Origin of the sequence: Bacillus sp. FSL R5-0712 (assembly GCF_038593285.1) — a bacterium.
GTDB classification, from domain to species: Bacteria; Bacillota; Bacilli; order Bacillales; family Bacillaceae; genus Bacillus; species Bacillus safensis.
On record NZ_CP151981.1, the window covers coordinates 967,791 to 979,642 of the forward strand.

At 42.6% G+C, this 11,852-nt stretch carries 8 protein-coding genes; 7 read left to right on the forward strand and 1 reads right to left on the reverse strand.

Going from position 1 to position 11,852, the window contains the following annotated elements; all coding sequences use genetic code 11:
• Window positions 1–116: 116 nt before the first annotated feature.
• The 3 genes from NSU11_RS04730 to NSU11_RS04740 all read left to right on the forward strand — a co-directional run bounded on the left by NSU11_RS04730 (window position 117) and on the right by NSU11_RS04740 (window position 7,100).
• The gene (locus NSU11_RS04730; protein ID WP_342493820.1) at window positions 117–3,497 is read left to right on the forward strand and encodes a CheR family methyltransferase; all 3,381 of its coding nucleotides are present in this window, start codon (window positions 117–119) and stop codon (window positions 3,495–3,497) included.
• An 86-nt stretch (window positions 3,498–3,583) separates the two neighbouring features.
• Complete coding sequence (locus NSU11_RS04735; protein ID WP_342493821.1) at window positions 3,584–6,487, forward strand: 5'-nucleotidase C-terminal domain-containing protein; 2,904 nt, start codon at window positions 3,584–3,586, stop codon at window positions 6,485–6,487.
• 46 nt (window positions 6,488–6,533) lie between these two features.
• Window positions 6,534–7,100 (forward strand): class D sortase, encoded by a 567-nt coding sequence (locus tag NSU11_RS04740; RefSeq protein ID WP_024425312.1) that lies wholly within the window; start codon window positions 6,534–6,536, stop codon window positions 7,098–7,100.
• A gap of 36 nt (window positions 7,101–7,136) precedes the next feature.
• Here NSU11_RS04740 and NSU11_RS04745 read toward each other — a convergent pair whose 3' ends face one another.
• Window positions 7,137–8,045 carry an RluA family pseudouridine synthase gene (locus tag NSU11_RS04745; RefSeq protein ID WP_342493822.1) on the reverse strand — a complete coding sequence of 303 codons (909 nt, stop codon included), beginning with the start codon at window positions 8,043–8,045 and terminating at the stop codon, window positions 7,137–7,139.
• Window positions 8,046–8,154: 109 nt separating this feature from the next.
• Between NSU11_RS04745 and NSU11_RS04750 the strand changes: the two genes are divergently transcribed.
• The 4 genes from NSU11_RS04750 to NSU11_RS04765 all read left to right on the forward strand — a co-directional run bounded on the left by NSU11_RS04750 (window position 8,155) and on the right by NSU11_RS04765 (window position 11,797).
• Window positions 8,155–8,502: a DUF5365 family protein gene (locus tag NSU11_RS04750; RefSeq protein ID WP_024425310.1), complete on the forward strand. Its 348-nt coding sequence runs from the start codon at window positions 8,155–8,157 to the stop codon at window positions 8,500–8,502.
• 310 nt (window positions 8,503–8,812) lie between these two features.
• Window positions 8,813–9,478, forward strand: coding sequence for an HAD family hydrolase (locus NSU11_RS04755; RefSeq protein WP_024425309.1), 666 nt, complete (start codon window positions 8,813–8,815; stop codon window positions 9,476–9,478).
• A gap of 15 nt (window positions 9,479–9,493) precedes the next feature.
• Entirely contained in the window at window positions 9,494–11,032 is a 1,539-nt protein-coding gene (locus NSU11_RS04760) for a bifunctional GNAT family N-acetyltransferase/carbon-nitrogen hydrolase family protein (protein ID WP_060699425.1), read from the forward strand.
• A gap of 348 nt (window positions 11,033–11,380) precedes the next feature.
• The gene (locus tag NSU11_RS04765; RefSeq protein ID WP_024425308.1) at window positions 11,381–11,797 is read left to right on the forward strand and encodes a VOC family protein; all 417 of its coding nucleotides are present in this window, start codon (window positions 11,381–11,383) and stop codon (window positions 11,795–11,797) included.
• Window positions 11,798–11,852 lie beyond the last annotated feature (55 nt).

Consider the following 11,852-nt stretch of genomic DNA (forward strand, 5'->3'; position numbering starts at 1 on the left):
TGTTTTAATGTGAGGATGTTTTCTCGTTTTCATGCAAAAAACATTATTTACAATTAGAGGGTTTTCTTTCTTTTTGTCGAAAAAAAGTATCAGACGAATGAACATGGGGGTACCAGATGCAGGACAAAATCATTAATCGTTTGATAGAAGACGAACATGTGCAGGCACCAGTGATCGGCATCGGTGTTTCGCCGTTTGAACAGCATCATCTTGAGGCTTTTTTTCAATCGTTGCCACATGAATTAAATGCCTCTTTTATTGTTGTGCAAAATCATGTGACAGGCGATTGTATAACAGATTTAGAAGCACTTGTTTTACCGATTGGCTACCGGGCAAAAACGATTAAACATGGTGAGAAAGTCATGAAGAAGACCATCTATTTTTGTCCGCAGCATGCGGCTGTGACGTTAACAGAAGATCATCGGCTTCATGTATCAGAGCAGCTGCCCACAAACAAGGCATGCTCTGTTGACTCGCTTTTTAAGTCACTTGCCAGTGTTCAAAAGGAAGAGGCGTTTGCGATCTTTTTTCAAAAAGGTCATTGTGTGGGGAGTGGATTGCTTCGGTTGGTTGAGCAAGGCGGTACAGCTTTATCATGCAGTGAGGTAGAGAGTGGTTTTGACAGCATGTATCATCACACATTCAAAAATCCATCCACCCTTGCAGCTTATATGGCCAATATCATCAATGTCCCGCATGTGGATGAGGCGGAGCCAGCTTTACTAAGAATCATTGAACGTCTCGAAATGTATAAAGGGATTGCCTTTTCTACCTATGAAAAGAAAAGGCTGCTTTCTGTTATTCAAAAACGCATGCGCACCGCAGACGAACCGATGTCATTATTAACAGAGTACGATCGTTTATTAGAAAGAGAACCAGATGAGCTTGACCGCCTGCATGCCCAGCTCCTAAGCGGCACGACTGCTTTCTTTAGAGATATGGAGGCTTTTCGAGTATGTGAACAGAAGGTGATCCCGTCAATCATTGACCATTCGATGAACAACGGGAAATCTCGATGCCGAATTTGGATTGCGGGATGTTCGACAGGGGAAGAAGCTTATTCTTTTACGATTTTATTTTTAGAAGAAATGAAGCGAAGAGATGTGTCCATTGAACTTCAAGTCTTTGCGACAGATATCAACCGAAAAGCCATTCAAATAGCTAGTAAAGGTCTTTATTCGATAGAGTCTATGGCAAGCATACCGGAAAAATGGCGGGCGCGATATTTCGAAAAAAAAGGTGACGCTTTTATTGTGAAGCAGTCGCTTAGAAAACATATTGTTTTTGCTCCTCACAATTTATTGATTGATTCACCTTTTATCCACCTCGATTTTATCAGTTGCCGAAATGTTCTGATGTACTTTGAGCCAGAAGTACAAAAACGAGTATTATCCCGATTCCAATATGCTTTAAAAGATCAAGGGGTGTTAATCTTAGGGCCAAATGAAACTGTTCCCAATATTCCTCGATTGTTTCAATTATTCAATGAGAAGTGGAACATTTACACCTATTCAAATGTTCCTGCATCTAGTGTCCCTTGGGTATATGACGCTCGTGATGCCGAGTTAAAAAAGCGAGCTGCACAATATATGGAAGAAGTGAGCGGAGAATATGACGCATGCATGGTGATCAATGATTGTGACAAAATTCTGGCGATGTCAAATGGGGCCTATTCCTTCTTAGACCGTACAGAAGTGTCAGATCAATCATGTGAATATGTCACACCTGATTATTTGAAAGAGATGTTGAGTCAAACCTTTCAAAAGGTATGGACGGACGAGACAGAGGTTGTGTTTCAGCATGTTCTCATTTCGGAAAAAGGAAAAAAGCAGTATGCGGATTTTATTGTAAAGAGTTTTGATCACCGTTTTAAAGGGGTATACGTCATTCTCATTCGAATGAATGAGAGAGGGAAAATTCAAGAGAACAGCAGGGAAAAAGGGATGCCAGATCAGAATTCAGTTTATCAACAGCGTATTGTCGATTTAGAAAATGAACTCAATGAAATTAAACAAAAAGAGCAGGAGGCAAGGGCTCAATTAAAAGTGAAAAACACGCAAATAGCGGAGCTTGAGAAAAAACATGAACATTTTATTAATATCATAAACAACTTAAGGGTAACAAGGGAAGAACTGTATAGACCTTCTGTTAAGCCTCAGCTTGCGACGTTGTTTGTGGACCGGGACATGAATATTCGCTATTACACTCCTACAGCCGCCTCTTTATTTACTTCAGCTCAAATAAGGCAACAGCAATCCTTTCAGGCGATGGCTAAGAAGCTTACGCAGGAAACGCTCTATCATGACATACAATCGGTTATCTCGGACAGGCGCGTCATCGAACGGGAAATTGAAACGAATGAAGGAGAACAATTCACTGTTCACATTACACCTATCTTTGATCAAGATCATGAGGGAGCGGTGATGACGTGGATTAAAATGACGGAAATGACAAAAATCAAACAGTCACTCCATCTAGCGGTAACAGCACTGGATAACAGCCATATCCATATTGTTGTTGCAACTGAGGAAGGGGTCATCCAATGCGTGAATCAGCGCTTTTGCCAGTTTGTACAGCAGCATGAATATGACCTGATCGGCAAAGATATTTTTTCTGTCTATCATTCGCTGTGTCAATGTGATGATTTAGAAAAGCAATGGGACGTTTGTTTAAAAGAAGGCAGCTGGACTGGTGAGCTGTACTTTCAGGATATATCAGGCCGTGAACGATGGGAGAGGGTCTCTTTACACCGAATTGATGATCCTGACAAAATGCAGTCAACCGTGATGCGGATTTCAGAGGACATTACCAATCAAAAGCAGTCAGAGAAGATGCTGATGAAGTCAGAGATGCTGTCCGCAGTTGGTCAGCTTGCAGCCGGCATCGCCCATGAGATACGGAACCCGCTGACGTCGTTAAAGGGATTTTTACAGCTGATGATTCAAAGTAAGAAATATCAGAAGGATTATGCAGATGTCATGATGTCTGAATTTAATCGGCTTGAAGCGATTATTAATGAATTCCTTGTGCTCTCTAGAAGCAAATCGGTGAAATTTGAGCCGGTACATGTCAATCTTCTGCTCGAAGAAGTGATCATGGTCGTTGAATCACAGGCGGTTTTAAAAGGCGTGTCTATTCAGAAGAATTTGTCTCCGTCGCTGCCAAACATTCAAGGTATACCGAATGAACTGAAACAAGTTTTCTTAAACATTCTTAAAAACGGTATTGAAGCGATGGATGGTGTGACAGGTGTCATTCAAGTCACATCCGTATTGGAACATAATCAGATGATGCTGATTTTTGAAGACCAGGGAAAGGGCATACCAGAAGACGAAATAGGGAAACTAGGTGAACCTTTTTATACAACGAAAGAAAAAGGGACTGGCCTTGGTTTAATGATGACGATTAAAATCATTGAAAGCCATGGCGGCAGCATTCGTTTTGAAAGCAAAAGCTTTGAGGGGACACGAGTGATTATTACGTTTCCAATGAGCTGAAAGACATAAGATTTACAAGAAATCCATCTACCATCAATAATTACTTAGTACACTATGAGAGATAAAGCTCGGAAGGGGAGGGTCTAATGAAACGTGTTCAATCCATTCGAATGATCTGCTGTCTGGTTTTAGTGATCTTTAGTCTGCAATCCTTACTGCCTGGCATGATCACAGCAGAACAAGCCATTGCGTCTGAAAAGAAGGAAACGGTTTGGAACCAAAAGAAGCCAATGAAAATAAAGAAAGCCCGTCAGCTGATCGGAGAGACGGTGACGGTGAGTGGAATTGTGACAGCAGACCAATCGGCTATAGGCAATGGGAAACTGTCAACGTACATTCAAGACAAATCAGCTGGAATCAATATTTATTCAGCACAGCAAAGCAATTTCCCAGAACTAAAAGCAGGCATGAAGGTGACAGTAACGGGGAAGATCACGTCTTATAAAGGACTGATTGAAATTGTGCCGGATCGAGACCGTCTGAAGATCGATGGTGTGAATCAAACTTTGCCAAAACCGAAGCGAGTCTCCGTGAAACAACTAGAAACGGATCAGGCACGTAAACATGAAGGAAAACTTGTGAAGGTCAATGGCTATGTTGAATCAAAACCAGAGCAGCCGGCTGGCGGTGGATACAATGTAGTGATCATTGATAAAAAATATCACAGCACCATCCTTAGAGTGATGGTGGATACAAGTGCCATTGATGAAGTAAAGACAGGGAAATGGTATGAGTTTACAGGAGTGTTAAGCAGATATGATACGCTGCAGGTGCTTCCAAGACACAAAGGTGATGTCAGTCTGCTGAAACGCCAGCCAAAGCCGCCAAAAATGAAGAAAGAATACGATGCAACGGTTGACCGGGTGGTAGATGGAGATACGATTCATTTAAAGAAGCCTGTGCTTGGTACAACAAAAGTGCGCTTTGTGAATATGGACACGCCGGAAACGTACCATAAGCCAAAAAATGAATTAGATCAAAACCAGCTGCGTTTTGGACAAAAGGCGGCGGACTATTTAAATACGCTTCTTTCAAGCGGAGATAAAGTCACATTAAAGATTGGTCCTGAAGCGAAGGACGGCTATGGACGTCTTTTAGCTCAAGTGAAAACCAAAAAAGGGGTCAATACGAATTTAGAGCTTGTGAAAAAAGGATATGCCCCTACGTATTTCATCTGGCCGGTTGGAGATGAAAAGGACTATCAGATGTTCCAAAAAGCTGTCAAAGAGGCAAAAGAAAAAGGGCTGGGCATATGGAACGAAGCGGACCCGCTGCTGGAACAGCCGTTTGAATTTAGGGCACGTGAACAGAAAAAAGGACTGACACGCTACGTCGGTGATTCATCAGCGAAAACGTACGTATCGCCTGACAGCTGGAAAGAAATCGCTGTAGATAAACGCATCTTTTTTGCTTCAAAAGAAGAAGCAGAACAGGCTGGCTATCAGCCGGCAGAGGAAGCTGGGGAAGTCCCGTTAACCATTTTAAGCATGAATGATTTACACGGAAAAATTGATCAACAATACGAACTGGATCTAAAAGGTGATGGCAATAAAGGGACGTACGGGCGGATGGATTATGTGGCGGCTTATATGAAACAAAAACAAGCAGCAAACAAAAATACGATCACAGTCCATGCTGGAGATATGATTGGCGGCAGCTCTCCAATATCGTCTCTTCTGCAAGATGAACCAACAGTTGAACTCATGGAGAACATTGGCTTTGATGTTGGCACGGTCGGCAACCATGAATTTGATGAAGGGGTGGACGAGCTATTACGTATCATAAATGGCGGAGATCATCCTAAAGGAACAAAGGGATATGACGGACAGAATTTTCCGCTCGTTTGTGCAAACTGTGAATACAAGGATACAGGCAAACCACTTTTACCTGCTTATGAAATCATGGATGTCGAAGGAATTCCTGTAGCATTTATCGGTGTTGTAACAAAGTCAGCCGCAGGAATGGTCATGCCAGAAGGGATTAAAGACATTCAGTTTACAGATGAAGTCAAAGCCGTAAATGAAGCCGTTAAGGAACTAAAACAAAAAGGGATCAAAGCCATAGCGGTCTTAGCTCATATGACAGCATCGCAAAATGGAGACACCATCACTGGAGAAAGTGCGAAGCTTGCCAAAGAAGGCGATGATGAAATTGATGTCATCTTTGCAGGGCATAATCACGAAGTCGTAAACGGAGAGGTCAATGGGAAATTAATTGTTCAAGCATTTGAATATGGGAAGGCCATTGGCGAAGTTAATGTAACACTTGACCGCAAAACGAAGGATATTGTCAAAAAGAGTGCAAATATCCAGTACGTAGACCAATCTGGTATTGAAAAGGACAAGGAAGCAGCCGGCATCCTAGCACATTACGGGAAAGAAGTTGAGCCGATTATTAGTGAGGTAGTTGGAGAAGCTGGTATCAAAATGGAAGGCGGCTATTCAAATGATGGAGACACGCCGCTCGGTAATTTGATTGCTGATGGCATGAGGTATTCTATGAAAAGTGATTTTGCCATGATGAATGGCGGCGGCATCAGACAAAACCTTGAAAAAGGGCCGATTACGTGGGGAGATCTGTTTAATATTCAGCCTTTTGGCAACGTATTAGTTAAACTTGAGATTAAGGGGAAAGACTTGGCTGAGATCATTGAAGCGCAAATTTCTCCTCAATTTGGACCAGATTATAGCATTTCGGGCTTTTCATATTCCTATGATCCGGTAACATATAAAGTAGTCGACTTAAAGCTGCCAGATGGATCAGCCGTTGCGCTCGATCAAACATATACACTCACCGTGAATAACTTTATGGCAACTGCCACTGGCAGTAAATATGCACCGATAGGAAGGCTTGGGAAAAATCCTGAAACAGGTCCAGAGGATTTAGAAGCCACTGTCGCTTTTGTGAAGAGCTTTGAAGGGGCTTCCATTGTGTATCAAAAAGAGGGACGCATTCAAAAAGCAAAACAAGAAGAAAAAGCAGCAAGCTAAAGAGCGTATCATCTAAGAGAAATGTAACAGGTAAAGGAGTTTAAGCATGAAAAAGTGGCTTGCACTTACTGTGATGACAGCAGGAATTGTCTTGCTAGGCTGGGGAATTTGGCAAATCGCCTCTACACACCTTCAAACAGCACAATCATTAGAAGACGCGAAGAAAGCGGTAGCGGACGATCAAAGGATGTCAAAAAAGCAGTTTTCTCCTGAAGTGGGGAAAGCCTCTGGCATCCTGACGATTCCGAAATTAAAAGCAGACCTTCCCATTGTCGAAGGGACAGATGCGGATGATCTTGCCAAAGGAGTCGGGCATTACAAAGGCAGTTATTACCCTGATCAAAAGGGACAAATCGTCCTATCTGGCCATCGTGACACGGTATTTCGCCGAACAGGTGAATTGAATATTGGCGATCAGCTGAAAATCACTGTGCCGTATGGTGAGTTTGTTTATGAAATCACACATACGAAAATCGTGGATCAGCATGATACATCCATTATTACTTTGCAGAATAAAAAGGAAGAGCTCGTGTTAACGACATGCTATCCATTTCATTTCGTCGGCAATGCACCAGAGCGGTACATTATTTATGCAAAAAGAGCATCTGTCTAAACAAAAAGAGCCTGCATTAAACAGCAGGCTCTTTTTTTAATGGATGATCTCGTCCATGAGCTGAGCCATATCTAGTGGAAGCGGTGCTTCTATGCTCAGTTGCTCACCTGTAAAAGGATGTGTCATCTCTACTTGTTTGGCATGGAGAGCGCATCTGTTGATATGATGGCGAGCTCCGCCATAAAGTGTATCTCCGGCTAAAGGGTGCCCAAGACTGCTAAGATGGACTCGAATTTGATGTGTTCTTCCCGTCTCAAGTTGCAGCTTGACGGCTGTCATTTGCAGGCGTTTATTGATGTTCATGACCTGAAAGTGAGTGACAGCACTTTGACCAGTAGGAGAGATTCTTCGTCTGACGGCATGATGCTTGTCACGGCCAATCGCTGCCTCGATAGTGCCTTTCTTTTTCTTGAAAAGTCCTTCTGCGATAGCGATGTAGGTTCGGCTGATCGTTTTTTTAGAAAGCATTTGATCAAGCGCAGCATGAGCAAATCTGTGTTTGGCAAAAATGACCGTGCCGCTTGTGTCTTGATCGAGTCTGTGAATATGTCTCACTCGCTTTTCCTCGCCATTTGCTTGAAAATGAAAGGCTACAAGGTTTGCCAGTGTGCCCGTTTGTCCCTTTTCATTCGGGTGCGTTGGTCGTCCAGCGGGCTTTTGCACAATCAATAAGTGCTCGTCCTCAAAGAGTACCTCTAATTCACCATATTCTGGCGTCACATCACTTTCTTCCGTTTCAAATAAATCGATCAGGATGTGATCGCCTGTACTGACTTTTGCCGCATGATGGGCAGGCTTTTGATTTAAACGTATTTTTTGATGCTCCATCCAAAAATGGATAATCGGTTTTGAGGCCGACACGGCTGTTTTTAAAAACTGACTCAGTGAAGTGTCATGATCCTGCTCACCTGCTTTTAGCGAGAGCGTGTGTCCGTTAATGTTCATGATATTCGTTCCTCTCTTTGGGTATATATAGGAAACACTTACCTTGGCGAACGCCTTTTTTTCTGTGCTATTCTGAATGGAGAAATAACGACAGAGAGGTAGATGTCACGTGAGAATAATGAAAGCTGCTACAGACCTGCAAGAGCAGGCAATTGAAGAAATATCAAAGGATGTTGAAGATCTTCTATCCCATGCTGTCGGTGAAAACCCAGCTGCGCGTCAACAAGAACGCCCGCTGACCTTTGTTGAAGGGGTTTATAACGGGACGATGGACGATGCTTTTCGTATTTTATCGGGACTTCAGCTATTACATACCATTATTGTAAAACCTAAACGCCATATTACAAAGCGTGATCGTGAGCTATTCGAGCGAAACCGTGAGCAGGTCAATGCATGCGGCTTTTCTTTTCCGTTTGATTTAGACGATTTTGCCAGCCGCCGTCTTCAAAATGCGTAAAAGTTGGTGTGAACTTCCTTGTTAAGTTACAAGGCTGCCGCACATACTATTTTTAAGGGAACGGAGAAACCTTTAGATCTGTAATACCAAACCCGCTCTTTTTCAACATTGCCTATTTCTCCACGAATCGGAGCGCTTGGATCTCTTGCAGAAAAAACCGAACACGGGTAGGAGCCTGACAAAATGGTACAGGCTCCTTTTATACATAATTATTTTAGCAGACATTCATCTTTGAAAGTCAATTTTATTCACGATATGATAGCATTGAGTATCATATTAAAGACTTTCGTAAAAAAAAGGAGTGGCCTCGTTGGTAAAGGCGATTATATTTGATTTTGACGGATTAATTTTAGATACAGAAACACATGAATATGAAGTTTTACAAGAAATGTTTGCAGAGCATGAGTCGGAGCTGCCTCTTTCTGTATGGGGCAACGTTATTGGGACGCAGGCAGGTTTTAAGCCTTTTGAATACTTAGAAAAGCAGCTAGGAAAGACGCTCGATCATGAGGCACTCACAGCGGACCGGCGTTCTCGTTTTCAAAAGAGAATGAAGGATGAATCAGCACGGCCTGGTGTAGAAGCTTATTTACAGGCAGCGAAGGAGCTTGGAATTAAGATTGGACTTGCTTCCAGCTCAGACTATAAATGGGTGTCTGATCACCTGAAGCAAATTGGTCTTTTCGATTACTTTGAATGTATTCGCACGTCAGATGATGTGGAAGAAGTCAAACCAAATCCAGAGCTTTATTTGCAAACCGCAAGCTGCTTAGGTGTAGAGCCAAAGGATTGTGTGGCATTTGAGGATTCAGTGAATGGATCAATTGCTGCCAAACGCGCAGGCATGAAATGCGTCATCGTCCCAAACAAAGTGACGAGCACGCTGCAGTTTGAAGAATATGATGTCAGATTAGAATCCATGGCTGAAATCGAATTGCTCCAGCTATTCCATCAGCTTGAAAAAGAGGATCAGTAAGGGGGCAAAAACATCATGGCAGAAAAACTCGATTTAACGCGGTTTGAAAAAAGAATGGTGATTCGTAATATCCGGGAAGAAGATATTGACCGCATCATCGCCTTGCAGGAGATATGCTTTCCGGGCATGGACCCTTGGAAACGAGAGCACCTTGAAAGCCATCTTGAGCATTTCCCAGAAGGTCAGTTTTGTGCTGAATTTGAGGGAGAAATCATTGGCTCTTGTTCAAGTTTATTAATTAACTTTGATGAATACGATGACCGTCATACTTGGCAGGACATCACAGATGATGGGTACATCACAAACCATAATCCAGATGGGATGAATATGTATGGAATTGAAGTGATGGTTAGTCCTGAATACCGCCGCATGAAAATTGGCCATCGTTTATATGAAGCAAGAAAAGACTTAGCGAGAAGATTAAATTTAAAAAGCATCATCATTGGCGGACGCATCCCGAATTATCATAAATACCAAGAGGAAATGACGCCTCGTCAATATGTGGAGCAGGTCATGCTTCACCAAATTTATGATCCTGTTTTATCTTTTCAGCTGTTAAATGAATTCAGCCTCATGCGGATCAATCCGAATTACTTGCCGGACGATAAGGCATCGAGCACATATGCGACGTTAATGGAATGGAACAACGTCGATTATCGTCCGCAATCGAAGAGATATTATAAATCGGCATTCCCAGTTCGTATTTGCGTCATTCAATATGCGATGAAACAAATTCATTCTTTCGAGGAATTCATGAATCAGGTGGAGTATTATGTTGATGTCGCATCAGATGCGTCAGCTGACTTTGCCGTATTCCCAGAAATCTTTACAACGCAGCTCATGTCTTACTTAGAGGAGCGCTCCCCAAGTCTTGCAGTGCAAAGGATCACAGAATATACCGAGGACTACATTAATTTGTTCACAGACCTTTCTGTGAAGTACAACATTAACATCATTGGCGGATCCCATTTCGTTGAAGAGGAAGGGAAAATCTACAATATCGCTTATTTATTTAGACGTGATGGAACAATTGAAAAGCAATATAAGCTCCATATCACACCGAATGAAAGAAAATGGTGGGGGATTTCAGCAGGTGATCAGGTTCGGGTATTTGATACAGACTGTGGTAAAATTGCGATCCAAATTTGCTACGATATTGAATTTCCTGAGCTTGCTCGAATTGCAGCTGATAAAGGAGCGAAAATTATTTTTACTCCGTTCTGTACAGAAGACCGCCAAGGCTATTTAAGAGTGCGTTACTGTGCACAGGCTAGAGCGGTTGAAAACCAGATTTATACCGTAATCTCAGGAACTGTCGGAAACCTTCCGCAAACCGAAAATATGGATGTCCAATATGCACAGTCAGCAATTTTTGCCCCTTCTGACTTTGAATTTGCAAGAGATGGGATTGTAGGAGAATGTAATCCAAATATAGAAATGGTTGTCGTTGGCGATGTCGATTTAGAAATTTTAAGAAGACAGCGGCAAGATGGAACGGTACGTCAGCTCAAAGACCGAAGAAGAGACGTGTACCATATTGAATATAAGAAATAATGAAAAGAAGCGCCTATCACAAGGCGCTTCAGCGCGCAGACAAACCCTCGCATTCGGTGTCAGGTCTGTGCTCCAGTGCTCACGAATGTTTCATTCGCTCCGCTCCGGTGCTCGACCTTCCTAGACTGCAAAGGTTTTCTATCACGCTGAAAAGAAGCGCCTGTCACAAGGCGCTTTTTTTTGATTAAGAGACACAGTAGCAGTACGAGCGCTGCTACCTGTTCAAGATTCATCATCATTTTTTTGCTTAAATAAGATGGAGAGCTTATTTTTTCATGCGATAAAGGGATGCCGGAGCAAAATCTGAATATACTGAAACGAGATCATGTGTTCAAAAAGGAGAGGAACATGGGACGACAAGCTAAACATTTGTATATCAATTTACCGGTAAAGCATGTCAAGGAATCAAAGGCTTTTTTTGAGCAGCTGGGTTTTGACTTTCAAGAGCAGCTGACCAATGATCAGGCAGCTTGTTTGGTCATTGGTGACACCATTACGGTCATGCTGTTAACCCATAAGCATTTTCAAACCATCTCAGAAAAACAATTGGTGGATGCAAGGCAGGGATCAGAGGTCATTGTCTCTATGCGGGTTGATTCACGAAAAGAGGTCGATGAGCTGGTGGAGCAGGCGATGGCAGCAGGCGGGTCACCGTTTAAGGAAAAGCAGGATCATGGGTTCATGTACGGTTGGAGCTTTCAGGATCTTGATGGTCATTTGTGGGAAGTGTTCTATTTGGATGAGGAGAGAAGCGGCCTTTCATAGGGTGCTTCTTTTTTATTGTTTAACAGTGGTATGATTATGAGGGAGAATAGGAATT